Raw genomic sequence first — 25,901 nt, forward strand, 5'->3', positions numbered from 1 at the left:
TTCGTTCATGTCGAATAAGCAATAGACAATCTCCTGCCAGCGGGTTCACTTCCCCAGCCTCTCTTCCAACCTCTTCTTCACGTTCTCCCATTCCGTATCCAAAATCGAATAGTACACCGAATGGCGGATGATCCCATCGGGCAGGATCATGTGATTGCGAAGCACGCCTTCCTTCACTGCGCCGATGCGCTCGATGGCGCGTTGTGAGCGTTCGTTGCGCGAGTCTGTTTTCAATTGCAAGCGGATGGCTCCCAGCGTTTCAAAAGCGTGCTTGAACAGCAGATACTTGCATTCGGTATTGACCACCGTGCGTTGAAAGTCGAGTCCGTACCACGTGCCGCCTACTTCGAGTCCGCGGTCGTTGGGCATGATGTTGAGATACCGCGTCGCGCCCGCCACGCGCCCCGAAGCCAAATGGACAGCGACGAACGGCAGGTCGGTCCCTTTTGCCGCGCGCGCAAGGATGTCGCTCACCCAGCCGCGCATATCCTCCGCGTTTTCCATTTTGCCGTACACCATGAAATCCCAAAAATCATGCCCCACGCCGATCTCCGCCAACGCTTCGACGTGTTCAAGCGTCATCGGTTCAAGTCGTACGTGATTGCCGGTCAACGTGACGGGTTTTATTTCAAAGCCAGCCATTCGCTCTCCTCCAAATCTTGTGTTGGTAAATAAGGCATCCTCGGTCCGTCAACGCCGAGCAGTTTACTCAACGCCGCGCGGACGGCAATGCGGTCGTCCCATAAAAATTCTTTCGCGCCGAAACACAACGACTGCTCGTGCCCCTTGCCGCAGACTAGAACGATGTCTCCCTCGCGCGCTTGATTCACAGCAAAGCGGATCGCTTCGCCTCGGTCGGGGATTCTCCAAAACGATTCGTTCTCGCTTCCTCCACTCGACGTGGCGCCTGCCGCCATCTCCTCAAGAATTCCCGCCAGTGATTCAGTGCGCGGATCTTCCGCCGTGAGGATGCACACATCCGCAAGTTCCGCGCCGATCTCCGCCATCATCCGCCGTTTGGCTTTATCGCGCAACCCGGCAGAACCAAACACTGCTATTATGCGAAGTTCCTCAACCTTTGAACCGCGAAGCTCGCTAAGAGCGCGAAGATTTTCTTCTTGCTTAGCGTCCTTCGCGGTCTTAGCGGTAAGGATTTCCCGCGCGGCTTTGAGAGCAGACTTCAACGCATTCGGCGTATGCGCAAAATCAACGATGGCGGTGAAATTCTGCCCCAGGTCAATGCGTTCCATGCGACCGGGGATTCCCTCCAGCGCGGCGATTCCCTGCGCGGCAACTTCGGGTTTGATTCCCAAGCCGTAAATTGTCGCAGTCAACGCGGCGAGGCAATTGGTTACGTTGTATCCGCCGACCAATTTGCACGAGACGGGAATCTCGAAGTCTTTGCTCTTTGCCGTGAAATGGATTCCCGACGGCAAGTGTCTCACCTCCACCGCGCGGATTTTCGCATCCGCGTTCAAGCCATAATCCATTTTATTCGCCCCTGAAATTTTTGTCAGGAATTCAAAAGAGGAGTCATCGCGGTTCAGCACAGCCAAGCGCGGATTGCCCTGCGGCTTTTCGGATGTCTTTTCCAACGCCTCAAAGAGTCGCGCCTTTGCCGCGCGGTAGTTTTCATACGAGCCATGCTGATCCAAATGCTCATGAGTGATATTCGTGACTACGCCGACGTCGAACTCACACGCATCCACGCGATGTTGTTCCCATGCGTGGGATGTCGTTTCGAGGACAACGTGAGTCAAGCCTGCCTCCACCATCTTCGCCAGATAGAATTGCACATCGTGCGCGTCCGGTGTGGTGACGTGGAAACCCGTGTCGAGGACTTCATCGCCGATCACCGCGTTGACGGTCGAGATCATCCCGGCTTTAAGTCCCGCCGCTTTGAGGATGGTATAGAGGATGTTGGTCGTCGTCGTCTTGCCGTCGGTGCCGGTCACGCCGATCATCGTCAAGCGGCGAGAGGGCCACAGGTAAAACGAACCAGCTATCCACGTCAGCGCTTGACGCGTGTTCGTGAGTCGCAGGTAGGGCAAATTGCCAATTTGCGCCACGTCCCTCTCACCCACCACTGCGACCGCGCCGTTGTCAATCGCGGCTTGGATGTAATCGTGTCCGTCCAACGTTCCGCCTTGCATGGCAACGAACAAGTGACCGGGCTTCACCGCGCGGCTGTCAATCGAGATGCCCGTGATCTGCGCATCAGGAACATCTAACATACAGAGCGGCGGAGGAAGTTCAGCAAAAATTTTTCGGAGCGATGGATTCGTGTTCATACTTTACAAGTGAAACCGTCCCGCAGGTTCACGCGCAAGACCAAAATGGTTCAGGAAAACCTGCGGGACGTTTTGTGTAAGTTGTGGTCATAAAACAAAATGGGTTCCGACGAGTATATCGTCAAAACCCATTTTTTGCGTAGCCCAGAAATCACAGAGTTCTCAGAGAAAAACTCAAAATCTCTGTGTTCTCTGTGGCTGAGGATTTAAGCCGCCTGCTTGGTCATCTTGGTCTTCAACCACTTGAGGCGGAAAGTTTCTTCGCGCTCGCGTTCCTCCAGCGAACTGACGATAAATTCGATCTGGTGCTGGTAGTTCGGGATGAAGATATGCTGCAAGGCGTTCACGCGCCGCTGTGTTTTCTTCAACTCATTGGCGAGCCGCCATACTGCGGCAGTGAGCATCGAGAGTTGCGGGATGCGCACGAGCACTTCGCGGAAGGCGTTGCTGGCTTCATCAAGCACGGCGGCGGTATCGCCCGGGCTGTACAGCAATTTCGGCGGTTCGCCGCGCGCTTCGATCTGCGGGATCGCCACGCCCATGATGCCGCGCAGGCGCAGGTGCACGTCCACGGTTTTGTTGACGGCAAGCGCCGCCCACTCCACATGGTCCGAACCCATCACGAGGCGCGCTTTTTCCATCGCATCGTAGGCGGTGGCAAGCAAAGCCCACACTTCTTTTTGAAGCGTGTCCGCTTCCTTCGCCACGCGCACGAGTTCGCCGGTCAGGGCTTCGCGTTTGCGGTCGAGGATCTCGTACCCCTCTTTGGCGAAACGCAATTCCTTTTTGAGGCGGATCAGGTTCGTGCGGGTTGGCGCGATATTAACTTGTGGCATCGTCGCCTTTGTAATATTGTTTGATCTCGTCGAGCGTGACGCGAGTCAGCTCGCCCTTTGGAAGCATGGACAGCAACTTCCAGCCGATCTCCAGCGTGCGCTCGATGGTGCGATTTTCGGTGAACGCCTGATTGACAAACTCACGCTCGAACGCGCGTCCGAACTTCAGGTACTTCTGGTCCACCTCGGAGAGTTCTTCCTCGCCGATGACGGATGCCAGCGCGCGGATGTCTTGCGTCTTGGCATAGCCCGCGTACAACTGCGCGCCCCAACGCGGATGATCGTCGCGGGTGCGTCCCTTGCCGATGCCGTCTTTCATCAAACGCGAAAGGCTCGGCAGAACGGTCACGGGAGGATACACGCCCGCGTAGTACAACTCGCGCCCCAGCACGATCTGACCTTCGGTAATATAGCCGGTGAGATCGGGCATCGGGTGGGTCATGTCGTCGTTCGGCATGGTGAGGATGGGGATCTGCGTGATCGACCCTTGGCTGGTGCGGATGCGCCCTGTGCGTTCGTACAACGACGCGAGGTCGGAATATAAATAACCCGGGTAACCTTTACGGCTCGGCACTTCGCCGCGCACGTTCGAGATCTGGCGCAGGGCTTCGCCGTAGTTGGTCATGTCGGTCAACACGACCAGCACGTGCTTGCCGAGATCGTAAGCGAGGTACTCAGCCAGCGTCAACGCCGCGCGCGGGGTAACGATACGCTCCACTGGAGGATCGTCTGCCAGGTTGAGGAACATTGCCACGCGGGTCAACGCTCCGCTTTCGGTGAACGATTTGCGGAAGTAATCCGCCACGTCGTTCTTGACGCCCATCGCCGCGAACACAATGGCGAACTCTTCGCCCTCGGTTTGCGGCGCGCCTGCCAAGCGACCTAAAGTTGCCTGACGCACGATCTGCGCGGCAAGTTGGTCGTGCGGCATGCCCGCGCCGGAGAACAACGGAAGTTTCTGTCCGCGCAGGAGCGTGTTCACGCCGTCAATCGTCGAGATACCGGTCTGGATGTAATCGCGCGGGTAAATACGCGCGGTGGGGTTGATCGGCTGACCGTTCACATCGCGGTACACATCGGTGAGCGGTTCGGGACCGCCGTCGATCGGGGTGCCCAAGCCGTCGAAGATGCGCCCGAGCATTTCTTCCGCCACAGGCATGTGAAGCGTGTTGCCTAAAAAGCGGACGCGCGTTCCGTCGATCGAAAGACCGGTGGAACCGGCGAACACCTGCACAACGGCAAAGCCTTCGCCCACTTCGAGCACGCGCCCACGGCGGGTATCGCCGCGCGCGTCCTGAATCTCAACGACCTCGTCGTAACTGACGTTCGACGCGCCCTCGACGACCATGATCGGACCTTCGATGCGCCCGACGCCGACGACTTCCTGACCGCCTAAAACTGTTGCTTCGCTCATTATCTATACTCCGCATCTAATTGACCCATTTGCTGGTCAATCATCTTTTGGATATCGTCCAACTTGTTGATCTCTTCGTTGGTGACCGAGGACTTGGCGCGGATGATGGTATCCACAACGGGAAGGTCGTGGATGAGATTGATCGGCGCGCCGCGCTTGACGATCGCCATGCCGCGCTCGTGGAAGTACAACACCAACTCGAGCAGGCGAATCTGTTTTTCCACAGACGAGTACGCGTCCACGCTATCTGTGGCGTTCTGTTGCAAGATGCCTTCGCGGATGAGGCGGGACGTCTCCAGCACCATGCGTTCCGCGTACGGCAACGCATCGGGACCCACGAGTTTGACGATCTGCGACAGGCGCGCTTCTTCGCTCAACAACTCCATGGCTTTGGTGCGCATTCCAAGCCAGTCTTTGCCGGTCTTTTCGCGCCACCAATTGCCAACGTCTTCGATGTATTCGCTGTAGGAGTCGAGCCAGTTGATGGCGGGGAAGTGACGAGCCGACGCCAGCGATTTATCCAGCGCCCAGAAACAGCGGATAAAGCGCTTGGTGTGTTGTGTGACCGGCTCGGAGAAGTCGCCGCCCGGAGGCGAGACTGCGCCTACCACGGAGACCGAACCTTGAGAGCCGTTCAAATTTTCGACATAACCGGCGCGCTCGTAAAATTCCGCGAGGCGACCGGCGAGGTAAGCGGGATACCCTTCTTCGGCGGGCATTTCTTCGAGACGACCGGAAACTTCGCGCAACGCCTCAGCCCAACGGGAGGTTGAATCTGCCATGAGCGCGACGTGGTAACCCATGTCGCGATAGTATTCCGCGATGGTGATGCCGGTGTAAATGCTGGCTTCACGCGCCGCAACCGGCATGTTGGAGGTGTTCGCAATGAGGACGGTGCGCTCCATCAACGGGCGACCAGAGCGAGGGTCCACAAGATGCGGGAACTCCTGCAACACCTCGGTCATCTCGTTACCGCGCTCGCCGCATCCGATGTAGACGATCACTTCCGCATCCGCCCATTTGGCGATGCTGTGCTGAGTCACTGTTTTGCCCGAGCCGAACGGACCGGGGATGCCAGCCGCGCCGCCCTTTGCGACAGGGAAGAACGTGTCGAGGATACGCTGCCCAGTGATTAACGGGATGTTCGCGCCGCGTCGCTGCACGAACGGTCGCGGGCGTCGAACGGGCCAACGCTGTAACATCGTGACCGATTTTTCTTCTTTGCCGATCTTGATCTTCGCAATCGTATCAGTGACGGTATATTCACCGGCGGAGGCAACCCAGGTGAGGGTGCCTTTATCGTCGGGGTGGACCATCACGCGATGTTCGAAGCTGTCGGTTTCCATGGCGACGCCGAGGATCGAGCCGCCTTTCACTTCATCGCCGACGTTTGCCTTCGGCGTGTATTTCCATTTTTTCTCGCGGCTGATCGGGTCGAAGCGCGCGCCGCGGTTGATGAACGAACCCACTGCCTGCTCGATGAGCGGCAAAGGTCGTTGTACGCCGTCGTAAATGGATTGCATCAAGCCGGGTCCGAGTTCCACCGAGAGCGGCAAGCCCGTGCCGTAGATCGGCGCGCCGGTTTGCATACCGGCGGTCTCTTCGTAGACTTGCACGGTCATCTGGTCGCCTTTCAGACCGATGACCTCGCCCACGAGTCGATCCTCGCCCACCTCTACCAACTCCAACATGCCGACGTGGCGGGAGCCTCGGGCGCGGACAACGGGTCCGCTGATCCAGGTAATTGTTCCTACTTCATTTGCCATGCTATTCTCCCATCAACACTTTGTAGACCGAGGCGCGCAGGGTGTTTTGCAAACGGCTCAAACGGGTTTCCAATGTGTTATCGTAATGGATCTTTCCGGCGGAGGCGTCCACGACCACGCCGGTGCCTTCATCCAGCCCGCCGCTGATCGTGAACTCGCCTTTGAGTTCTTTTGCGATCTCGTCCAAGGCGCCTTTTTTCAGCGCCTTTTGTGTCGATTCGTCCGCTCGAATGTCCGCTTTGCCCACGCGCAACTGGGTCAACGCCTCGCGCAACAATAATGCCGCGATGGCATCGTAATCCGGGCGCTTTTTCACGGCGTCCAGTTGTTTCTTCACTTCCGTAAACACGTTATCGAGGACCTTCTCGCGATGCTCCAACTGGGAGGAACGCGCTTTCAACTGCGCGGTGGCGGTTGACTGACTGCGGAGTCGATCCGCATCTTCCCGGGCGCGGTCGAGGACGGCTTTCCGTTCGGACTCAGCCTGTTCCTGCGCGCGTTTGTGGATGGCTTCTGCCTTCTCTTTGGCTTCCACCTGCATCTGCTCAGCCTCTTCGCGGGCTTCGATCAGGATCGCCCGTTCGAGTTCCACGATGTTTTCTGCTTCAGAATTCATAGATACACTTCCAATTCATTTTCCTGAGTCAGGAAAGGGTTATAACTTGATACCGATCGCCCGCAGGACAATGTCGCCAAGCGAAGCCTGTCCTTCCGGAACGCCGCCGCGCGAAGGGATCTCCACCACCAGCGGGATCGTGCTCCGCAGTTTGAGGTGCTCCATGCGGGCGGGGATCATCTCAGCCACATCCTGGGTGACGAGGACAATGCCCACGTCTTTGGCAGACGCGACATCGTCAAGCGCCTGATTCACCTCATCGGCTGTGGAGGCAACCCTGCCTCCCACGCCGGCGAGCGAGAATCCGAGCACCGCGTCAGGATGACCGATAACCAGAACCTTCATGAACGTTCCGCGCCTTACGGAAGAACAAGGAACGAAATGATCAAACCGTAGATCGCGATACCTTCAGAGAGACCCACGAAGATGAGCGCGCGACCGAACGACTCGGGCTTCTCGGCAGTGGCGCCGACCGCCGCCGCGCCGGAGCCGCCGACCGCGATGCCTGCGCCGATGCAAGCCAACCCGGTGGAAAGAGCCGCCGCGAGAGTCGCGTATTGGTCAACCACGGCTTCCTGCGCCGCGCCAGCCGCGAAAGCCGACGAAGGGGAAGCCAGCCAGACGAGGGCGAGTCCGCCCGCCATCAAGCCGACGATGAAATTGAAAGCGTTGAATCCGGTGATCATGCGGGAAACCGCCTGCGAAGGGCTGGTCTTTCCATTTTGGATCACGTAGATCACTGCCGGGATGACCGGGATCAAACCAACCAGAACAGCAAAAGCTAAGAACATTGTTTATCTCCTTATGTTGTAGAAATATTTTTCAATTCGATTTGTCGCGCGCGTTCAAGATTGTATTATTAATTGCTTCTTTCTCCGGGCTCACGCCTCCTCTTGTGAGGAGTTCAGCCGCAACGGCTCGAAGCGCATGCCTCCGCCGTGGAAGAACTTGCCCAAAATTTCATAGTAGTGCAAACGCATGGTCTGGATGTACACGATCAGACCTTCGAAGCCGATAATAAAGATGTTGCCGATCAGCAGGGTGATCCAGAATCCGATGGTTGGCTCTTCGCCCGCCAGCGAGAAGAACGCGAGGCTCAAACCGCCATGCGCCACCGCAAACGCGCCCACGCGGACGAACGACAGCGTATTGCTCAACATGCTGATCACGGACTCGAACAAATCCATGAACGCCGTCACGAGGTACATCACAACTCCGCCTTCGATCAACGGACGATGTCCTTCCGCAATGTTGCGGAACAAACCATTGAACATCACGCCGAACGCAAAAATGGGCGTGAGGATATTGAACGGTAAAGGCAATGTGCTGATCGCCGCCGCAATTTTCGGAGCAATCGGCGTGGTTCCCAAAAGTCCGTTCAGGATCGTGAGGAAGCAGAAGTAAAAAACGATCGCCACCACGCCGGTGTGTCCGAACCAGAAATGCGCCCAATCGCGCGCGCGCGCCATGTTGAACAAACTCAACAGGTAGCTAAAGAGCAGGATCACGATACCCGCATCGATGGCAAAGCCTAGAATGGTGAGGATGTTCTCAAGGGGGCTGAGCCAAAGAGGTTCAAAGTGGAAGTGAAGGTATTCTTCGATCAAATGACCCTCAAAGCCGAAGATACTCCCATACAGGGCGCCGAAAATCGAGGCGAAGAAACCGCAATACACGAGGAGCAAGCCCAAACTGGACAAGCCCTTCATGAAAATCTTTTTGTGCGAGAGAAACCCGACCAGCATCATCACCAGACCCTGTCCCAAGTCGCCGAACATCGCGCCGTACAAAATCGGGAAGGTCAACGCGACCAGAATGGTCGGGTCGAGTTCGCCGTATGACGGGCGACCATACGTGGTGACCAATTCCTGAATCGGCTTGAGCCATTTGTTGTTCAACAAAGCGACAGGCACATTGTCGTGATGACCCGAACGCTCGGTCGGAATGGCTTCAATCAAGATTTCCTTCGAAGCCTGCTTCAGTTTCTCGGTGAGCAGGGGCATATCGGCGGCGGGAACCCAACCCACCACCACGTACGTGTGCCGCAATTGACCGAAACGCGCGATCGCGTCCGCCATCAAACGGCTGACATGCGCGTCCCACCACAGTTTTTGTAACTCAACCTTGTGAACGCCGCCCAACTTACCCAACTGGGATTCGAACTCGAAGATCTTCTGCTTCGACTCCTCGATGGCTTTGCGAGTTTTTTCCACCACTTGCTGGGGCGTGCCGCTGAATTCCTCCGGCAGGGTGAGCGGATTCAAAAAGGCGCTTTTTGCGGCGCGTTCGAGTTCATCGGAATTATTCTTGGAGCCGAGCAGCCACACCACCGCATCTTTCGCGTCGCGTTTCAATTCGAACAACACATGCGGCACGCGGATGCTGTCGAGACGTTCGATCACCTTGGTATCCGCTTTCATTACGCCAAGGATGGAATGCACATGATCCGATTTGCGCAGGGAGCCGACCTCGAAATTCAAATGCGCGATCGGTTCGAGTTGCTTCAACTGCGCTTCGAGCGATTCAAGCCGTTTCTTCTCGACGCCAAGCTGGTCGCCGACGCCTTTGACATCGCCCTCGATCCGATCCACCGCCGGGCGAACGGATTCGGCATCCACAATATCGAACTCGGTGGAGCCTTTCTGCTCCTCAGCCAGCCCCAACGTCTGCATGATGGACTGGATGCGGCGTTCGAGCGTGGAATAATTCGCGGCTTTGTCCTGCCATGTGCTGGGTCCGAGGCTTTCCAAACCCAGGTAGGCGCTATCCACCTGATGGAACACGCCCCTCCCGCTCAACACCTTCGTCACCGCCACGAGGTCTTTGGAGGGGATGATCAACTCAACTTCGGTCATTTCTCTTGGAAAAAACATGTCATCTCCATGTGCAAAATTTCAAACGCATCAATTCAACAGGCTGGTCTTCAATAACACGGAACGGAAATCATCATCTTGCACTTCGGAGGATTTCGCTTCGATCAGCACAACCAAATCCTGGATCTCAAGGTCGCTTAGGATGAGGAACGCAAGCGGAAGCCCGATGTGGAAGGGATTGCCGATGAACGCGGCGGTGCACTGTCGAATCACCTGACGCTTGAGCAAAACCTCCAGTTTGGGCAAACCAGTTTGAGGGTTCTCCAGAAGCGTGTTCACCTCCGCGATCGCGGGAAAGGCGCGCGAAACGATCGCGGCAATATCCCCGCCCGCCGCAATCGCGCGCACGTCTTCATCGCGCACGCGGAAACCGAACGGCAGTGTATAGTTGATGATCTCTTCCTCTGAAAGCTTGTGATACACGCGATACCGAATCGCCCACATCAAATTATTCATATCAAGCAAGGCGCCGATGATCTTGGTCGCCGATTCGCGGTCTTGCCCGCTGAGTTTCTTCGCCTCCGCCCACAAGCGCCGCCAGTAATCCAGGTCGAGCGCCACCTCGAGCGGAAACAGATTCTGCTCGGCAGAGAAACGCTTCATGGCGAAGGACATCGTCGATTCATACGGCGTGCCTTTCAGCAATTCCACCGCGGCGGGAACATTCCCCGCCTCCACCATGGCTTGCGCGGGCAGGCTGGAAAATGAGCCGAACGGGAATAACACTTCGTGCACGCGATCCCACGGCGCAATATCGGGATTCCACGCCGACACCGTTTGGATGCTCCGCAAGACCGCCTTCAAATTACCCAACTCGAAATAGCGAAACAATTGCTTGATCAGAGAACGAGTCTGCTCGGGCGACATCTGCGCGACGCTGGAGTATGAATCAGCCAGCCGCCGCCTCAATTGCTGGATGGCACGGCGCGGCGTCAACTCGTTATCTTTCAACGTGGCGAGGTAAGGTCCATATTGGGTATTTTTCAGCGCGCTGATTAAAGAGGGAAAATCGGGGGAATCGCTTAAACGAGAAATATCCTGCGGGGTCAGCAAATTGGAATACATCGCCCGCACTTTCGTGCTAATTGCCGCGTAGCCGGTAACGCCGCTCGCCATGATTACGCCTTACCGAGCACGCGGTCCAACACGTAGGCAACGGCTTTATCGAAATTCTTTTTCGACTGCGCTTCGAACTCGCTATTCTTGGCGTCCACAGAAGCAAGCACATCCTTCGACTTATCTTCCGATTGCGCTTCCGCCACAATGCGGCGAGCCTCGTCTTGCGCTTCGGCGCGGGCGCGGGCAAGCAAGGCTTGCGCTTCCTGCTCGGCGCGCACTGGGATTTCCTGCGCGTCGCGCTTCGCTTTTTCCTGCAACTCCGCGGCTTGTTTTTCGATCTCCAGCACTTGTCGGATATTCTTTTCGTTCATCGGTTTTCACCTCGCTAAGATACTTGCATCGGTTCGCAATTGTAAAGGATAAAACCTTCATCATCAAGGCTTGCGCAACAACTTGACAATTCAGGTTCTGATTGTGCTATTATGCACAATTATAACGGGACGTTCTACGAATTGTCAATCGATTCGACCGCTCGCTTCTCTCCCAATTTCAGCCTGCCCCCCACCCTGCGGAGCGCTCCGCAGGGTGGGGGTTCGTAAAAATATAAATTCCCTGTTGGGGATGCAGTTCGATTTGCTTGGCAAATCGTGCATCCCGTTCGCAGTGCAACTGCGAACGAACCTACGGGAAGTTATCAACGGATGTTACGCGCCGTCCCGCAGGTTTCTAGATGGCGAAAACGCGAAGTGAACTTTGCGGCACGATTCAAAACAAATTCAACGCGCCCGCATCGGACCAGCCGAACCATGGCGCGAAGATCGTCCCGATGAGGATGACGCCGAGGGTCAACGCCACAAGCGCGATGGCGTATGGGCGCGAAAGCGGGATTGGATGATTCTCTTCATCTTGATTCGGCATTCGGTAGAGGTACACGAACTTGAGCGCGTTCAAATAATAGTACGCGCCGATGACCGATGTGATCACGCCGATGACGACAAGCCAGACGTAACCGGCTTGAATGCCCGCCGCAAAGACAACCACCTTCGCAACAAACCCGCCGAACGGAGGCATGCCTGTAAGCGAGAGGAAGGCGGTCAGCATCATGAGTCCCAGCCACGGCGAGCGACGACTCATACCGGCATAGTCTTGAATATTTTCCAAACCGGTCACTTTGCTGAATGCCATTGCAATGCCGAAGGCGAGCAGGTTCGTGAGGATATACGCCGCCAGATAAAACACCACGCTCGCCGCGCCCAACTGCGTGAGCGCGACCACGCCGATCAATGTATAACCTGTGTGCGCAATGGAGGAATACGCCAGCAGGCGCTTGATGTTGGTTTGCGGCAGCGCAAGCAGGTTGCCAACGATCATGGAAATGGCGGCGACGATCGCCAGAGTTGTTGTCCATGATGTTGAGAGGCTGGGCTCAGGGAAAGCGATGAAGAACAGGCGCAACAAAACCGCATAGCCAGCGGCTTTCGAGGCGGTGGATAAAAATCCAGCGACCGGGGTGGGCGAGCCTTCGTACACATCCGGCGCCCAAAATTGGAAAGGGACGAATGCGACCTTGAAGCCGATGCCGACAAGGATCAATGCCAGGATGCCGAACGCCGCAAGCGGAGCGATCGCGCCAACGCGGAACATTTCCGCCAATCGGTAGATGTCTGTTGTGCCGGAGAAGCCGAAGACGAGGCTGAACCCGTAGAGCATGATGGTGGTTGTGAGAATGCCGAAGAGCAGGTATTTGAACCCGGCTTCGGTGGATTTGTCGTCTCCCAACATGAATCCAGCCAGCACGTAGAGAGGAATGGAGGCGGTCTCGATCGCGAGGAAAAGCATGACGAGGTCCGACGAGACCGCCATCAAGTTCATCCCGATGAGCGAAGCGAGGAGCAGGAGATACGCCTCGCCGCGTTTGCCGAGGCGTTCGTGATCCATCATCAAGAGCGCGGTTGCCGCGCCGGCAAACATGAAGAGCATCTTGAAGAAGAAGCCGAGCCAGTCAAAGCGGATCATGCCGCCCAGCGCGGAGGTCGGCTCGCCAGGTTGACCGGCAAGGAAACTGACGAGCATCGCGGCGAACAATCCGCCGGCGGTGAGCCAGCCCACGTTGCGGCGCTTCTCTTCCTTCCAAAACGGCTCGACGATGAGGACAAGCATCCCCAAAAGGAGGATCAAAATTTCAGGGAGGATGGATGCGAACATGGTTGACGAAAACATTACGAACCTCCCAGCAGGCGCAGGACATAATCAACGCCGGTCTGCACCATTGGAGCCATGAATTTTGGATAGACGCCGATCACGATCATGAAAATACACAACGTTGCAATGGCAACTTTGTCTAACACGGTAATGTCTGCGATGTGACCTTCGAGTTTCTCCGGCATAGTCCCGAAGAAGACTTGACGGATATTGCGCATGATGTAGGCGGCAGTGATGACGATGGAGATACTGCAAACCACAGCCACAAGCCAATGCACCTGCCAGACGCCCATGAATATCGGGAATTCGGCAATGAAACCTGAGAACAGCGGCATACCCATCGAAACCAAACCGCCAATGATGAACCCGACTGTGGCGAACGGCATCGCTTTGCTCATGCCTCCCAACTCGGGAATTTGGCGCGTGTGCGCCCGGTCGTAGATCATGCCGACGACGGCGAAGAAGAGCGCGGTCATCGCCCCGTGCGAAAACATTTGCAAACCCGAACCAAGCAGACCGTCGGCGTTGAGCGTGGAGAATCCGAGCATCACGAGTCCCATGTGCGAAACGGATGAAAAGCCGACCATGTATTTGAAGTCCATTTGCACGAAGGCGATGTATGCCCCGTAGACGACCGCGATGGCGGCAAACGCCATGATGAGCCATTGCCAGTATTGCGCGCCTTCGGGCAGTAACATGATGCCCACGCGCAACGCGGCGAAGGCGCCGAGTTTCATCAACACGCCGGCATGGAACATCGAAACGGCGGTCGGCGCGGCAACGTGCCCGTCCGGCGACCAGTTGTGGAAGGGCCAAATGCCGCCCAACACTGCGAAGCCGAGAAACACCGGGAGGAACCAAACGATCTGGAACGAGGAGGAGAAGCCCGCGCTTTCCATTGTTATCATGTTGAAGGTCAACACGCCGGTATTTTGATATTGCGCCATGTACATTGCCAGCGCGCCGACCAGGGATACAACCGAGCCGATCAACAAATATAACGTTAACTTCATCGCGGCATATTCGCGCGTGACGTTCCAGCCCCAGATGACGATGAGCAGGTACATCGGGAAGACGGCGATCTCATAGAAGAAGATCAGCATGAAGAGGTCGAGCGAGACGAACACGCCGAGCACGCCCCACGCCAGGATGAACAGGAAGGCGAAGAATTCGCGCGGGCGGTCTTGAATGCCAGCCATCACATGCGGGTGATCGTCGCCCCATGAGATCAGCACGCCGGTGAACATGACCACGCCGGTCAGCAGGACCAGCGGCGCGCTGATTCCGTCCACGCCGAAGTGCAGGCTGATGCCCAGGGCGGGAAGCCAGTCATAGTTTTCGATGAATTGATACCCTGCGGTTGTTTGGTCGTAGTTGAAGTAGACCCACAAGGACAGAACAAGCGCGAACGCCGCCGAAGCCAACGCAACCGCGCGCGTTTCATTCTTGCGGTTGGCGGGAATCAACAGGATGATCAGCGCCGCAACAAGAGGGGTGAAGGTGATGATACTTAGGACGGGGAAGGTCATATAGCCTCTGATAAGCAGAGAGTAGAGAGTAGAGAGTAGAGAAATAGAGAATTGGAATTGCCTCTTTAGAAAAGCATCATAACCGCTTTGTTGATCACGTCTAGGATCCACGCGGGGTAGACGCCGATCCATAACATCAAAAGCATGAGCGGAGCCATGACCAAAATCTCGCGCGTGTTGATCTCGGTTAGTTTATGCTCGCCATGCGACCAATGTTCGTTCAAGGGTCCGTGCAAAACTTTTTTGAGCGCTTTCAGAATGTACGCGCCCGTGAAAAACAATCCCAGCATCGAGACGACCGTGTACGCTGTGAGGATGTGCCACGATCCGCGCACGACGAGAAATTCGGAAATGAAGCCGTTGAGTCCGGGCAAACCGAGCGACGCCATGCTGGTGAAGACCAAGATGCCGCCGTAGACCGGGACGAGCGCGAACAATCCGCCGTACTCTTCGAGGTTGCGCGTGTGAGTCCGTTCGTAGATGACGCCGACGAGGAAGAACATGCCGGCGGCGGACAATCCATGATTGAACATTTGCAAGATGGCGCCGTTCAACGCGATCGTCGCGTCGGGCGTTCCGGACGCGAGGCCTGCCGCGGCAATTCCGAGCACCACAAACCCCATGTGATTCACGGATGAGTACGCGACCAGCCGCTTGAAGTCAGTTTGGGCGAAGGACGCCAAGGCGCCGAAGACGATCGCGGCGGTGGCAAGGAAAGCCAGCGCCCCGGCGAAATATCGCGCTTCGACGGGATAGAGCGGGAGGATGAGTCGCAAGAATCCATACGCGCCGAGCTTGAGCAGGACTCCGGCGAGGATCATCGAACCTGCCGTCGGGGCTTCGGTGTGCGCGTCGGGGAGCCAGGTGTGGAAGGGCCAGATCGGGACCTTGATGGCGAAGGCAATCGCAAACGCCCAGAAGGCGATAGCCTTTACTTGCGACACGCTCATGCCGAGCAGGGTCGAATCAGGTTGAAGGGAGGTCCAACGCTGGGTGAGGGCGAGCAGGTCGTACGTCCCGAACAGAACGCCGAGGAGTTGAATCGCGAGCAGGAGTCCGAGCGATCCGCCCATGGTGTAGATCAGGAATTTCATCGAGGCGTAGTTGCGGTTCGCGCTCCCCCACTGGTTGATGAGGAAGTACATGGGGATGAGTCCCACTTCCCAGAAGACGAAGAAGACGAGCAAATCCAGCGACATGAAGACGCCCAACATGCCGGTCTCTAAAAAGAGGAAGAGCATCATGTAGGCTTTCACTTTTTCAGTGATGTTGAACGAGGCGAGGATGGCGAGCGGCGTGAGAAGCGTGGTGAGCAAGACCATCGTGAGCGAGAGACCATCCACGCCGAGGTGGAGGGTGGAGCCGAGCGCTTCGTACCATTCGTATTGTTCCTGAAATTGGAAGCCCGGCGCGGAGGCTTTGAATTGGAACCAAATTGAGACTGACAACAGAAACGGGATCAGACTGGCGACCAACGCAAACCAGCGGAATAATTTATTTTCGCCGCTCGGTAGGAACAGCATGAACACCGCCGCCAGCGCGGGCAGGAAGAGGATAAGCGAGAGAAAGTGGGTTGAGATGAAATCCATGTTTCGTTCCTAAGCCAGCACAAAGAAATACAAAATCGCGCCGACGGCGAGGAAGAGGATCAACGCGAGCATGAGGTATTGCTGGATGCGACCCGTTTGGAGGGCGCGCAATCTCTCGCCGGAGAAATAGGTGACGTTTGCCGAGCCGTCGCCGAAGAATCTGTTGATGAAGGGCAGATCAAAGTAATTGCGGATGCCGTCGCCGATGCCTTGCGTGCCCGGACCGAAGAGATGCAGGATGCCGTCAATGAAGCCTTTATCCATGATCTGGTAGACGACCTTGTCGGCGAACCAGATCGCGGGCTTGACGAAGACCGCGTTGTAAATCTCATCCATGTAATATTTATTCTTGAGGAAGCCAAGTTGTAGTTTGTCTTCGGCAGGCGAGTTGACGTTGCGATACATCAGGTAGCCGAGACCAAGTCCGCCGAGGGCGACGATGATCGAGGTCAACAACGGGACGGGATGGAATTCGCCCGCTTCGGGATGTTGCGCGAGAGTCCCGCCGGCGAATTCATGGATCCAGTTCGGGACGAGTCCGCCGAGGAGGGGGAAATCTTCGGGGATGCCGACCCAGCCATACCCGATGGCTAAGACCGAGAGGATGACGAGCGGAAGCGTCATCGTCCAGGGAGTCTCATGCGCGTGATTCGCCTCTTCTGTGCGCGGTTCGCCGAGGAAGGTCAGCGTGATCTGGCGCATCGTGTAAAAGGCGGTGAGGAATGCGGCGACGGCGAGGGTCGCAAAGATATAGAGGTGTCCGTGACCAAACGCATCGGCAAGAATTTCATCCTTCGACCAAAAGCCAGCGGTGACAAGCGGGAAACCCGAAAGCGCAAAGCCGCCGATGAGAAACGTCCAAAACGTGATGGGCATTTTGCTTTTCAAGCCGCCCATGTTGAACATATCCTGAGGGTCAACTTTATGATTCCCCGTGCGAAAGACTCCATGCTCCATGCCGTGGATGACCGAGCCTGATCCGAGGAAGAGCAACGCCTTGAAGAATGCGTGCGTGATGAGATGGAAGATGGCGGCAATGTACGCGCCGATGCCGAGCGCGGCGATCATGAAACCAAGTTGCGAGATGGTGGAATACGCCAGCACGCGCTTGATGTCGTTTTGCGCGAGGGCGATCGTGGCGGCGAACAACGCCGTGAACGCGCCGATGAACGCGACGACGGACATCGTCTGCGAGTCGAGACTCAGTAGCGGGAACATGCGGATGACCGTGTATACGCCTGCTGAAACCATCGTCGCCGCATGGATCATCGCGCTGACGGGAGTCGGTCCCTCCATCGCGTCGGGCAACCACACATGCAACGGGAACTGCGCGGATTTGCCGACCGTGCCGATGAAGAGCAGTAATCCGATCAAGCCTGCGGTGGAGAAACCAAGCACGCCGCTTGGAATGAGTTGCAGGGTGCGTAACGTTGATTCTGTAAAAATTTCACGGAACGAAAGTGTGCCGGTGACCGAATAGAGATACGCAATGCCCAACAACATGAACACATCGCCGATGCGCGTGGTCATGAAGGCTTTGACCGCCGCGTCGCGGGCGGATTTCTTCCCATACCAAAAGCCGATCAACAAATACGAACACAAGCCCATGATCTCCCAACCGATGAACAACGTGAGCAGGTTGTCGGAAACCACGAGCGTGAACATGCCGAAGGCGAACAAGCCGATGAAGGCAAAGAAGCGCGAGTACAGCGGCTCGACGGACGCGACAACATGCTTGTGCCCGTGTTCGTCCACCGTCGCGCCGTGCGGGGGCAAGCCCTTGTGGTCGTGGTCGCCCTGCGGTTGACCGAAGTTGTGATAGCCGATGCTATAAATGAAGATCATCAACACAGTCCAGGCGACGAAGAACAATGTCAACGCGGTGAGCGGGTCAACGAGAACGCCGATCCTGAGCCATGTCTCCCCCGTCGCCAGCCAGTTGATGGAGGATGTAAACGGATGCTCGCCCAAATGCTCCACGCCCAGCGCGCGCGTGAAGACGATCATGCTTCCGAGCCACGAAAGCAAAGCCGCGCCGACAGCGATCGTGTGGCTGAGCGCCTTGTTTCGATTTGTGAATAACACAATCAAAAAGAACGCGAGAGCGGGAGGGAGAGGAATAAGCCAGATGATGGTTTCGGTTGACACAAAGCCTCCAAAACTAGAGCGTGGAAAGTAGAGAGTGGAAACTAGAGAGTAGAGAGTGGAAAGTGGAAAGTAGTTATCTGCTCTCTAATCATCTATTCTCTATTCTCTATTCCCTAGAATTTCAACATATCAATCTCATCCGCAATGACCGTGTTGCGTTTGCGGTAAACGGAAATTACAAGCGCCAGACCCACCGACACTTCCGCGGCGGCGACGGCGAAGACGATGATGGTGAACACCTGCCCGGTAATATTCGTCACGTCGCCGTAACGCCAGAAGGCGACGAGGTTCACGTTCACCGAGTTCAACATCAATTCGATGCCAAGCAAAATGGCGACCAGATTGCGACGCGACAACACGCCGAACAACCCAATGCTAAATAATGCGGCGGAAAAAATGAGATACCATGACAATGGAACCATACCAACTCCTTGAAAAACCGTCCCGCAGGTTTCTGCAAACGATCAATGCCATCGTTCAAACCTGCGGGACGTTGTATCATTTTCGATTGTACGCAACGTACACCGCGCCGATCAACGCGGCAACCAACAACACGGACGCGACTTCAAACGGCAGGACGTACGCATCGGGCGACACCAGCGCGTTGCCCAACGCCCCCACCGCGTCAAAATCGGACGGGAAGGCTGACGCAGTCTTCGTGACGCCGCTCCAACCGTGGACGAGAAAGACCAGCCCGCCAAACGCGAGCGCCGCGAGCAACGCGCCGAATCCCCAATTCCGATTCAACTGCGGACCCTGGTCGCGCATATCCTTGCGCGTGAGCATCACCGCGAAGATAAACAGGATCGAAATCGCGCCGATGTACACCACCACTTGAACCACCGCGAGAAAACTCGCATGCAGGATGGCAAAGATCGCCGCCACGCCGAACAACGCGGCGATCAACCAAAACGCGGCATGGATGAGATTCCCCGTCGTCACCACGCGCAACGCGGCGATCAGTGTCGCAAGGGCGACGATGAGGAAGATGATTTGGTCAATGGCCATTGAAGTAATTCTCCAATTCGCTAATTCTCCCGATGAGCCTTGGAGAATTAGCGAATTCTTTTTTATTGGCGCGCGTCAACCACTTGCGTACCCTCAATTCTTTCACGCTCCCTTCGGCTGGCAGAGCGGGCAACTTCGAGGGAGATCCACGCGACGAGGATGTTCGAGAGGAACATGCCCCCGATGTAGAGCCAGTTTGAGGCGTCGGCAAGAAGCGCGTTCATCAGGGCGGTCGTCATCAGAAGGACAAACGCGACGGGCGTGAGAAACTTCCAATTAAAAGCAAGCATGTGGTCGATGCGGATGCGGAGCAGTGTGTACTTCACCCACATGATGATCCAATAGCCAATGAACGCTTTGAAGAAAAGAATGGCGATGGCAAGGAACGCGCTGACCTGCTCCAAACCGAAGAAGCGATAACCGCCGAAGAAGAGGATCGCCCAAAAACCGCCGAACGTGAAGGCGTGCAAAAGTTCGCCCGCGTAGAACATGCCGAACTTCATGCCCGAATATTCGATGTTATAGCCGGAGATCAACTCCGATTCCGCTTCGCCCATGTCGAACGGGGAGCGTCCGAGTTCGGCGATCGCGGCGATGAGGAAGATGACCGCCGCCAGAGGCGCAAGGAAAAAATTCCACGTGTCTTGCGCGTTCGTGATCGCGCCGATGCCCATCGAGCCTGCGAAAATCGTTGGGATGAGCATCACCGTCAGCATCGGGATCTCAAACGACAGCATCACCGCCGCCTCGCGAAACGCGCCGATGAGCGAATACTTGTTGTTCGAAGACCAGCCCGCCATGATGATCGAAAGCGTGCCGATCGCGCCCGCCGCAATGATGTACAACACGCCGATGTTCAAATCCACGCCGAGGATGGTGGGAGCCAGCGGCACCACCGCCCACAGGATCAACACCGACATCATCGAAAGGATCGGCGCGAGGTTATACAGCGCCCGGTCCGCGCCTTCGGGGGTGGTGTCTTCTTTAATGAGGAGTTTGATAATATCGGCGAACGGCTGGATCAGCCCAAACGGTCCGACTCGATTCGGTCCGATGCGGGATTGGAAGCGCGAGACCACCTTACGCTCGATCCACACGAGGACGATATCCAACACCATCAGCAGAGCGATCAGAATAAAAATGCCGAGGAAACCGACCAGGACGTTCGCCCAAAGTTCAGGCATACCCCAACCCGCAAAAATCCCAAGCAACCAATCTGCCGCAACTTTGAGAGGGTCTTTGAGAAAATCCATCATTGCTCCTGAATTTGCCATCCTCCCCGCCCCTTCTCTGTGTGGAAGAAGGGCCAGGCGATGGACAAAGAAAAGGCTGAACAGGTTAAACCAATTCAGCCTTTTTCATTGATCCTATGGAAATTACACCCACTCCAGCATCCCTTTGCGCCATGTGTATGCCAAGCCGACAATGAGGATGAGGATAAAGAGGATGCCTTCGAGCGCCGCGAACATGCCGAGCGAATTAAGTTTCACCGCCCACGGGAAGAGGAAGACCGTCTCCACATCGAAGATCAAAAAAACCAACGCGAAAATATAATACTGGGCTTTGAACTGCACCCACGAATCGCCCACCGTTTCGATGCCGCACTCGTATGTTGTTTGCTTGATCGGGTTCGGTTTCTTCGGCGCCAACACCCACGCCGCGCCGATGGCGCCGATGGGAATGATCAACCCAACAAGTAAAAACAGACCCACATAAACCCACGAACTCATAAAATCTCCTGCGAATTTTTTTTACGAGCGGCAAGATTGTACCATAAAGGATTTCCGACCCAAATTGACGGAGTATTTATTCTGGTGTGATTTTCATCCTATTTTTTTCTTCGCCTGCGGAAGAAAAACCTCACGACATCTTCGAAAAACGGGAAACCGATGACGGTGCCTGCGATGGAACCAACTACTCCGAACGACCGCGCCAAGTCGCCCGATAGACCGAGGAAATTCACCGCTTCGATCTCGACGGGTTGGGCTGACACGGCTTTCTGGCTTTCTTCGCCGCTTGAGCGTTCTACAAAGCGCAGATACAGCCATACCGTCCCGCGATAGACGCCGACTCCATCTGGGCGAACACTCCAAAAAAATGAAACGGACTCACCCTGCGCGAGAGGCTGGCTTGTGAGTCCAGGCGGCGAGACTTGCATCCCGGCGACATCGAATCGCGCTTCGGCGATCACGTTATGCGTTTCATATAAGTTAGGAATTTCGACCGTTTCACCCGTGACGACATTGCCTCCCACCTCCGCAGTCGGCGTGATATTGCCGAGATCATCCACCTCGAGCGTGAGGCGGACAATATCCGAATCTCCCGCGCGCATCTGCGGAGGAAATTCGAGCGTGATGCGCCGCCGCTCGGGAATCGCCGGTTGCGATGTGGGGCTGATCGAATCGCCACCGCCAGTATTTGGCAAAGCCGTCGAAACAGATTGAGACGGGGGAATTTCCTCGGCGGCCGGTTGATCCGTTGTTGACGGCGCTTCAGGCGCCGCCGAAGATGCAATCCCGCAGGCGAGAACCGTCAGCGCGATCGACAACACCAATAACAAGCGCGGAAAAAATGCGGAGGTTTTCATGATATAGATTCAAAAAGATACGGTAACTGCATTTCGTTCGGCGCGATAGGTTGCGTCCGAACCTCGCGGCGCGACGGCGCGAATCCCCAGATCAACAGCGAGAGCGAGACCGCGAGAAGAAAGACGCCCAATAAGATTCGGATTCTGCGTGACATGATTTTCTCCGTAACGCCGACTTAAGTCGGCGCCACCGTTCGTGATGCAGTTGAACTGCATCACGAAAATCGTTGCGCTACTATTGAATCGCCGCCAACTCACCCGCCACCAGACCGGGGAACGCGGCGCGGAGTTTTTCGTCCACTTCGGGCGAGATCAACGGCTCAGGATTCTTCGACATAATTTCTTTCACTTTATTCATCGCCCGAGCTTGGATATCCAACGCGCCTTTTCTTTCCCAAGCCGTCCGCGCATCGCGGTCGGCAATCTTTGTCATCACCGCTTCGGTCTTCATGCGGTTGATCGTGTGCTTGGCAACAATATACGAACCGCCCGGACCGATCTCTTTGATGAGGTCAACCGCGAGGTCTTCATCGCTAAACGAGATGCCGCGTTTGACGCGCTTCAACATCTGAGCCACTTCATCATCAATCACAGCCTTGGCGAAATCAAAAGTTTTCAACGCATCGATCAAACCGCCGATGTTGAACATGTCCATGCCACCGACGATGCCACCCATCCCAGACATGCCAGTTTCGTAGCCCGATTGCGCATCATTCAATTTTGAATTTGTCAGCCCGACATAACCGCCGCATGGCACGTTATAGAAACGCGCGAGTTGGGCAAACGCCATGTGCAACATGCCGCACTCAATTGCGCCTGATGTGTATGCGCCCGAGCGCATGTCCGCGACCGTTGCGAGCGTGGCATAAATTGTCGGCGTGCCTTCTTTCACCATTTGCATCAACGCGACCGTAGCGAGATACTCCGCGTTGCCTTGCACCAACGTCCCCGCCATAGACATGGGTGACGTGAGTCCCGCGTTCGGGACGATGGTGGGATACACAGGCAAGCCCTCGCCCGCAAAGTACATTACATTTTCAGTGGAAAGCACATCCATCGTCAATGGCGAAACAGTCGGGCAATAATGGTGCGTGAGGAACGGATGCTCCTTGTACGCCTCTTCCCCGCCCGCGACGATGTACGCCATCTCCATCATCGCCAGCGTATCTTTGTGATCGGTCGTCGTCGCGCGAATAGGTTTGAGACAATATTTCAACGCAGGATACAAACGCGAGATGGTGAATTGATCTTTCGGCGCGTCGTCTGCCAGCGTGGAGATGGAAAACATATCGTACCCTGGCAATTCATTGATGAGATGCGCGATGCGGGCAATATCCGCAGACTCGGCGCGTCGTTCGTGACCTGTAACTGGGTCAATGATATCGGGAGCCGAACTCGCCGTGACGATGACCGGGCTGTCGCGCGGAATCGTCTTGTCAAATTTCGGGTCACGCGCATGGAACGTGAACGACGGCGGCGCCATCTTGCGGTATTTCTCGATCACCTCGCGCGGAAATTTGACTCGCTCGCCGTCCACCGAACATCCATGCTTGGCGAACAACTCCCGCGCAGGCACATAGCGGACTTTGAAGCCTGTCTCTTGAAGAATCTCCAACGAGGCGTCGTGAATTTTTTGAATTTGATCTTGTGTAAGAAGTTCGGCGAACGACATGGAATGTCCTTTGACAATAAAGTTGTTACACGCTCAATGACCATGGTCAATAGACGATAGACCATGGGGTATGGACGACGGTTAATGGTCTAACGTCTATGGTCGCACTTAAACTGTCTTCCTTTTCACTTTCGTGTGCGGCTGTACATGAGACGCGTTTTTCTTAGGAAGCCTGAGTTCACGAAGAATTCTATCCTGTGCGCGCTTGCCTTGCGCGGCTACTTGACGCGGGATATTCATAATTCTATCGAGTATCTCGAAGCGGTTATTCTTGAACGCCCAATGCTCAACCTTTAATGTGTTAGCCAGCTCAAAAATTTCAGCAACCGAAAACATTTGCAATCCCGCGCGTTTGACTTTTAACGTTGCGGCGGCTGTCGCAAATCGCGCAGACTGTTCAAGGTTCCAATTTTTGAGATAACCATAAATAAAGCCTGCGGAAAATGTCGCCCCCGCCCCGCACGCGTCCACGGCTTTGACTTGGGGAGCGAACACACGGACAATCTCATTTCCTCGCGCTACGAGGCATCCGCCTTTGGCGAGGGTGATGATGGCGGTTTCAATTCCCGATTTCAATAACTTGCGCGCCGTGCCGATCAGCGCGCGCTTGCCGCCGAGTTGCGCGGCATCGGTCACTGCCTGACAGAACATGGCGCGGTCGGCATATTTTTTCAAAACATCGGGGTATTTATGTCCGTGCTCCAGATTTACAAACACAGGGACTTTGAGTCGGTTTGCTTCATCTATTGCGCGGATGACGTGGTTGCCATCGTACCAGTCGACGTATAAAACTTTCGAGCCGCGGATCAACTTGAGGTCAGCAGAATCAAGCGTCGCTAGGATTTGAGGCGTGCGCTGCCAGAAGTACGTCCGCGCGCCTTTGCGGTCTGAGACGTTCACCTCAAGCGGAGTTTTGTATTCCTTCGTGAATCTCACCTTGCCCTGCACTCCCCAATCCTTCAATCGCTTGGCAAGCGCGCGCCCGCGTTCATCGTCGCCGACGGCGGTGCCGATCATCCCCGCGGACACGTCCCATTGACGAAGTAAACACGCCACGATCGCGGCGTCATCAAACACAAACTCGTTGACCTCAGTCACGATCGCGCCTGTGTTATGCCGAGGAAGTTTCTCCAGCACCATAATCTCAACAGGCGTCAGCATCCCAAAACCGACGTATTCAGGGGAAGATTTTGGCATGGGGGTATTATACGCTGTTCTCTATGAGTGAGTCGAAAAGTTCGTTTTCATCTGCCGCATCACAGGGTTATAATAGCGAAAACCGAATCGAGTTTTCTCCGCTAATCCATAGAAAGGAAATGTGCAAGATGGAAGCCCCGATGACAGCCATAGAAATGACAGGGACGGTTGACGAAAACCATAAACTTCAAGTGGATGGTTTGCTTCCTTTCGCGGGACCGAAACGCGTCCGTGTGATTGTCCTTTCACCGCTGACAGAAATCGCCGATGATTGGACAGAAGCGGAATGGCTAACAGTCTCCTTGAACAATCCCGCCTTTGAGTATCTACGCGACCCCGAAGAAGATATTTACTCCATCAGTGACGGCAAACCGTTCTATGAAGTATAAGGTGGTGCTTGTCCCGTTTCCGTTTGACGATCTTTCCAGCGCGAAGGTCCGTCCTGCGGTTTGTCTTACCGAGCCAATTAGTGAACACAAGCATGTTGTTCTGGCATTCATCACCAGCCGCGTTCCCAACAAGCCGCTCTCTACTGACATCGTATTCACAGAATCGGACAAGGACTTTTCCGCCACAGGATTGCGCGTCTCTTCGGCTTTACAACTCCATCGCATGATGACGGTTGCGACAAGTGTTATCGTCCGTGAATTGGGACAATTATCCACGCCCGCTCAAAAGGAAGTGGATGCAAAGCTGAAATTGCTATTTGGAATTAAATAAGAGGTAGCAATTGCCATCTAATCGGAGTCGAGAGGCTCCGATTTTTTGTCCACCCGTTCGGCATGCAAAGGTGACGGTCATCTTCGTGATGGCTGTCACCTTTGGCTTTCAGGCGTCAGCATCCCAAAGCCAACATATTCAGGAGGGGATTTTGGCATGGGGGTATTATACGCCGTTCTCGTTATACAAAAAACGGCTTGCACATAGAACAACAGAATGATGCGAGAAAATGGGACAAATAGGGGTTGTCATTTTTTTTTCACTATGATTATGGCTTTACCAAAGTAGGTTGACAAAGAGCAAAAAGTAGATCCTTCTCGGTACAATTGCGAGTAGAGACAAGCAAAAAGACCGAGGAGGATCTAAAATGGAGTATAGCACAGGCAAAGTTGAA

Annotated in this window: 25 protein-coding genes; 2 read left to right on the top strand and 23 right to left on the bottom strand. The window is 55.5% G+C overall.

What is annotated here, in order from left to right:
- Nucleotides 1-45 precede the first annotated feature (45 nt).
- The 23 genes from AC16KF_RS18755 to AC16KF_RS18865 form a co-directional block, all read right to left on the bottom strand.
- A complete protein-coding gene (locus AC16KF_RS18755) occupies nucleotides 46-642 on the bottom strand; it encodes a GNAT family N-acetyltransferase (protein WP_484038894.1) in 597 nt (198 codons plus the stop codon).
- Nucleotides 624-2,234: a Mur ligase family protein gene (locus AC16KF_RS18760; protein WP_484038895.1), complete on the bottom strand. Its 1,611-nt coding sequence runs from the start codon at nucleotides 2,232-2,234 to the stop codon at nucleotides 624-626. The genes AC16KF_RS18755 and AC16KF_RS18760 overlap by 19 nt, the downstream gene beginning before the upstream one ends.
- Before the next feature lie 263 nt (nucleotides 2,235-2,497).
- Complete coding sequence (locus tag AC16KF_RS18765) at nucleotides 2,498-3,127, bottom strand: V-type ATP synthase subunit D (RefSeq protein ID WP_484038896.1); 630 nt, start codon at nucleotides 3,125-3,127, stop codon at nucleotides 2,498-2,500.
- Nucleotides 3,114-4,541 (bottom strand): V-type ATP synthase subunit B, encoded by a 1,428-nt coding sequence (locus AC16KF_RS18770; RefSeq protein ID WP_484038897.1) that lies wholly within the window; start codon nucleotides 4,539-4,541, stop codon nucleotides 3,114-3,116. Before AC16KF_RS18770 ends, AC16KF_RS18765 begins: the two co-directional genes overlap by 14 nt.
- Complete coding sequence (locus tag AC16KF_RS18775; RefSeq protein ID WP_484038898.1) at nucleotides 4,541-6,307, bottom strand: V-type ATP synthase subunit A; 1,767 nt, start codon at nucleotides 6,305-6,307, stop codon at nucleotides 4,541-4,543. Before AC16KF_RS18775 ends, AC16KF_RS18770 begins: the two co-directional genes overlap by 1 nt.
- 1 nt (nucleotide 6,308) lies before the next feature.
- On the bottom strand, nucleotides 6,309-6,923 hold the full coding sequence (locus AC16KF_RS18780; protein WP_484038899.1) for a V-type ATP synthase subunit E: 615 nt from the start codon (nucleotides 6,921-6,923) through the stop codon (nucleotides 6,309-6,311).
- 39 nt (nucleotides 6,924-6,962) lie between these two features.
- Nucleotides 6,963-7,268 (bottom strand): V-type ATP synthase subunit F, encoded by a 306-nt coding sequence (locus tag AC16KF_RS18785; protein WP_484038900.1) that lies wholly within the window; start codon nucleotides 7,266-7,268, stop codon nucleotides 6,963-6,965.
- 14 nt (nucleotides 7,269-7,282) lie between these two features.
- Nucleotides 7,283-7,714: an ATP synthase subunit C gene (locus AC16KF_RS18790; protein ID WP_484038901.1), complete on the bottom strand. Its 432-nt coding sequence runs from the start codon at nucleotides 7,712-7,714 to the stop codon at nucleotides 7,283-7,285.
- A gap of 90 nt (nucleotides 7,715-7,804) precedes the next feature.
- Nucleotides 7,805-9,796 carry a V-type ATP synthase subunit I gene (locus AC16KF_RS18795; protein WP_484038902.1) on the bottom strand — a complete coding sequence of 664 codons (1,992 nt, stop codon included), beginning with the start codon at nucleotides 9,794-9,796 and terminating at the stop codon, nucleotides 7,805-7,807.
- A gap of 30 nt (nucleotides 9,797-9,826) precedes the next feature.
- On the bottom strand, nucleotides 9,827-10,912 hold the full coding sequence (locus AC16KF_RS18800) for a V-type ATPase subunit (RefSeq protein ID WP_484038903.1): 1,086 nt from the start codon (nucleotides 10,910-10,912) through the stop codon (nucleotides 9,827-9,829).
- A 2-nt stretch (nucleotides 10,913-10,914) separates the two neighbouring features.
- Complete coding sequence (locus AC16KF_RS18805; RefSeq protein ID WP_484038904.1) at nucleotides 10,915-11,226, bottom strand: hypothetical protein; 312 nt, start codon at nucleotides 11,224-11,226, stop codon at nucleotides 10,915-10,917.
- 394 nt (nucleotides 11,227-11,620) lie between these two features.
- Nucleotides 11,621-13,075: an NADH-quinone oxidoreductase subunit N gene (locus AC16KF_RS18810; RefSeq protein WP_484038905.1), complete on the bottom strand. Its 1,455-nt coding sequence runs from the start codon at nucleotides 13,073-13,075 to the stop codon at nucleotides 11,621-11,623.
- Nucleotides 13,075-14,586 carry a complex I subunit 4 family protein gene (locus AC16KF_RS18815; RefSeq protein ID WP_484038906.1) on the bottom strand — a complete coding sequence of 504 codons (1,512 nt, stop codon included), beginning with the start codon at nucleotides 14,584-14,586 and terminating at the stop codon, nucleotides 13,075-13,077. Before AC16KF_RS18815 ends, AC16KF_RS18810 begins: the two co-directional genes overlap by 1 nt.
- Before the next feature lie 65 nt (nucleotides 14,587-14,651).
- Nucleotides 14,652-16,175 (bottom strand): complex I subunit 4 family protein, encoded by a 1,524-nt coding sequence (locus tag AC16KF_RS18820; protein ID WP_484038907.1) that lies wholly within the window; start codon nucleotides 16,173-16,175, stop codon nucleotides 14,652-14,654.
- Between the two features lie 9 nt (nucleotides 16,176-16,184).
- Nucleotides 16,185-18,323, bottom strand: a complete 2,139-nt coding sequence (nuoL, locus tag AC16KF_RS18825) for an NADH-quinone oxidoreductase subunit L (protein WP_484038908.1) — start codon at nucleotides 18,321-18,323, stop codon at nucleotides 16,185-16,187.
- Between the two features lie 113 nt (nucleotides 18,324-18,436).
- Nucleotides 18,437-18,745: an NADH-quinone oxidoreductase subunit NuoK gene (gene nuoK, locus AC16KF_RS18830; protein WP_484038909.1), complete on the bottom strand. Its 309-nt coding sequence runs from the start codon at nucleotides 18,743-18,745 to the stop codon at nucleotides 18,437-18,439.
- 76 nt (nucleotides 18,746-18,821) lie between these two features.
- Nucleotides 18,822-19,331, bottom strand: coding sequence for an NADH-quinone oxidoreductase subunit J family protein (locus tag AC16KF_RS18835; protein WP_484038910.1), 510 nt, complete (start codon nucleotides 19,329-19,331; stop codon nucleotides 18,822-18,824).
- Between the two features lie 62 nt (nucleotides 19,332-19,393).
- Nucleotides 19,394-20,605 (bottom strand): complex I subunit 1/NuoH family protein, encoded by a 1,212-nt coding sequence (locus AC16KF_RS18840; protein ID WP_484038911.1) that lies wholly within the window; start codon nucleotides 20,603-20,605, stop codon nucleotides 19,394-19,396.
- 102 nt (nucleotides 20,606-20,707) lie between these two features.
- The gene (locus AC16KF_RS18845) at nucleotides 20,708-21,061 is read right to left on the bottom strand and encodes an NADH-quinone oxidoreductase subunit A (protein WP_484038912.1); all 354 of its coding nucleotides are present in this window, start codon (nucleotides 21,059-21,061) and stop codon (nucleotides 20,708-20,710) included.
- Between the two features lie 98 nt (nucleotides 21,062-21,159).
- The gene (locus AC16KF_RS18850; protein ID WP_484038913.1) at nucleotides 21,160-21,918 is read right to left on the bottom strand and encodes a hypothetical protein; all 759 of its coding nucleotides are present in this window, start codon (nucleotides 21,916-21,918) and stop codon (nucleotides 21,160-21,162) included.
- On the bottom strand, nucleotides 21,915-22,073 hold the full coding sequence (locus tag AC16KF_RS18855) for a hypothetical protein (protein WP_484038914.1): 159 nt from the start codon (nucleotides 22,071-22,073) through the stop codon (nucleotides 21,915-21,917). Before AC16KF_RS18855 ends, AC16KF_RS18850 begins: the two co-directional genes overlap by 4 nt.
- Before the next feature lie 80 nt (nucleotides 22,074-22,153).
- Complete coding sequence (locus tag AC16KF_RS18860) at nucleotides 22,154-23,590, bottom strand: trimethylamine methyltransferase family protein (RefSeq protein WP_484038915.1); 1,437 nt, start codon at nucleotides 23,588-23,590, stop codon at nucleotides 22,154-22,156.
- A gap of 108 nt (nucleotides 23,591-23,698) precedes the next feature.
- Complete coding sequence (locus AC16KF_RS18865; RefSeq protein WP_484038916.1) at nucleotides 23,699-24,787, bottom strand: carbohydrate kinase family protein; 1,089 nt, start codon at nucleotides 24,785-24,787, stop codon at nucleotides 23,699-23,701.
- 140 nt (nucleotides 24,788-24,927) lie between these two features.
- Between AC16KF_RS18865 and AC16KF_RS18870 the strand changes: the two genes are divergently transcribed.
- Both AC16KF_RS18870 and AC16KF_RS18875 read left to right on the top strand, forming a co-directional pair.
- Complete coding sequence (locus AC16KF_RS18870) at nucleotides 24,928-25,176, top strand: hypothetical protein (RefSeq protein WP_484038917.1); 249 nt, start codon at nucleotides 24,928-24,930, stop codon at nucleotides 25,174-25,176.
- Entirely contained in the window at nucleotides 25,166-25,507 is a 342-nt protein-coding gene (locus tag AC16KF_RS18875; protein WP_484038918.1) for a type II toxin-antitoxin system PemK/MazF family toxin, read from the top strand. Before AC16KF_RS18870 ends, AC16KF_RS18875 begins: the two co-directional genes overlap by 11 nt.
- Nucleotides 25,508-25,901: the final 394 nt, after the last annotated feature.

The sequence above is a fragment of the Candidatus Defluviilinea gracilis genome, from assembly GCF_057138825.1.

Excerpts from the sequence above, each read along its gene's own strand:
- AC16KF_RS18770 (WP_484038897.1), bottom strand. The coding sequence starts at position 4,541 with ATGAGCGAAGCAACAGTTTTAGGCGGTCAGGAAGTCGTCGGCGTCGGG.
- AC16KF_RS18765 (WP_484038896.1), bottom strand. The coding sequence starts at position 3,127 with ATGCCACAAGTTAATATCGCGCCAACCCGCACGAACCTGATCCGCCTC.
- AC16KF_RS18850 (WP_484038913.1), bottom strand. The coding sequence starts at position 21,918 with ATGAAAACCTCCGCATTTTTTCCGCGCTTGTTATTGGTGTTGTCGATC.
- AC16KF_RS18755 (WP_484038894.1), bottom strand. The coding sequence starts at position 642 with ATGGCTGGCTTTGAAATAAAACCCGTCACGTTGACCGGCAATCACGTA.
- AC16KF_RS18760 (WP_484038895.1), bottom strand. The coding sequence starts at position 2,234 with ATGTTAGATGTTCCTGATGCGCAGATCACGGGCATCTCGATTGACAGC.
- AC16KF_RS18795 (WP_484038902.1), bottom strand. The coding sequence starts at position 9,796 with ATGTTTTTTCCAAGAGAAATGACCGAAGTTGAGTTGATCATCCCCTCC.
- AC16KF_RS18790 (WP_484038901.1), bottom strand. The coding sequence starts at position 7,714 with ATGTTCTTAGCTTTTGCTGTTCTGGTTGGTTTGATCCCGGTCATCCCG.
- AC16KF_RS18775 (WP_484038898.1), bottom strand. The coding sequence starts at position 6,307 with ATGGCAAATGAAGTAGGAACAATTACCTGGATCAGCGGACCCGTTGTC.
- AC16KF_RS18815 (WP_484038906.1), bottom strand. The coding sequence starts at position 14,586 with ATGACCTTCCCCGTCCTAAGTATCATCACCTTCACCCCTCTTGTTGCG.
- AC16KF_RS18865 (WP_484038916.1), bottom strand. The coding sequence starts at position 24,787 with ATGCCAAAATCTTCCCCTGAATACGTCGGTTTTGGGATGCTGACGCCT.
- AC16KF_RS18835 (WP_484038910.1), bottom strand. The coding sequence starts at position 19,331 with ATGGCCATTGACCAAATCATCTTCCTCATCGTCGCCCTTGCGACACTG.
- AC16KF_RS18805 (WP_484038904.1), bottom strand. The coding sequence starts at position 11,226 with ATGAACGAAAAGAATATCCGACAAGTGCTGGAGATCGAAAAACAAGCC.
- AC16KF_RS18800 (WP_484038903.1), bottom strand. The coding sequence starts at position 10,912 with ATGGCGAGCGGCGTTACCGGCTACGCGGCAATTAGCACGAAAGTGCGG.
- AC16KF_RS18785 (WP_484038900.1), bottom strand. The coding sequence starts at position 7,268 with ATGAAGGTTCTGGTTATCGGTCATCCTGACGCGGTGCTCGGATTCTCG.
- nuoK (WP_484038909.1), bottom strand. The coding sequence starts at position 18,745 with ATGGTTCCATTGTCATGGTATCTCATTTTTTCCGCCGCATTATTTAGC.
- AC16KF_RS18845 (WP_484038912.1), bottom strand. The coding sequence starts at position 21,061 with ATGAGTTCGTGGGTTTATGTGGGTCTGTTTTTACTTGTTGGGTTGATC.
- AC16KF_RS18840 (WP_484038911.1), bottom strand. The coding sequence starts at position 20,605 with ATGGCAAATTCAGGAGCAATGATGGATTTTCTCAAAGACCCTCTCAAA.
- AC16KF_RS18820 (WP_484038907.1), bottom strand. The coding sequence starts at position 16,175 with ATGGATTTCATCTCAACCCACTTTCTCTCGCTTATCCTCTTCCTGCCC.
- AC16KF_RS18870 (WP_484038917.1), top strand. The coding sequence starts at position 24,928 with ATGACAGCCATAGAAATGACAGGGACGGTTGACGAAAACCATAAACTT.
- AC16KF_RS18780 (WP_484038899.1), bottom strand. The coding sequence starts at position 6,923 with ATGAATTCTGAAGCAGAAAACATCGTGGAACTCGAACGGGCGATCCTG.
- AC16KF_RS18810 (WP_484038905.1), bottom strand. The coding sequence starts at position 13,075 with ATGTTTTCGTCAACCATGTTCGCATCCATCCTCCCTGAAATTTTGATC.
- AC16KF_RS18875 (WP_484038918.1), top strand. The coding sequence starts at position 25,166 with ATGAAGTATAAGGTGGTGCTTGTCCCGTTTCCGTTTGACGATCTTTCC.
- AC16KF_RS18860 (WP_484038915.1), bottom strand. The coding sequence starts at position 23,590 with ATGTCGTTCGCCGAACTTCTTACACAAGATCAAATTCAAAAAATTCAC.
- AC16KF_RS18855 (WP_484038914.1), bottom strand. The coding sequence starts at position 22,073 with ATGTCACGCAGAATCCGAATCTTATTGGGCGTCTTTCTTCTCGCGGTC.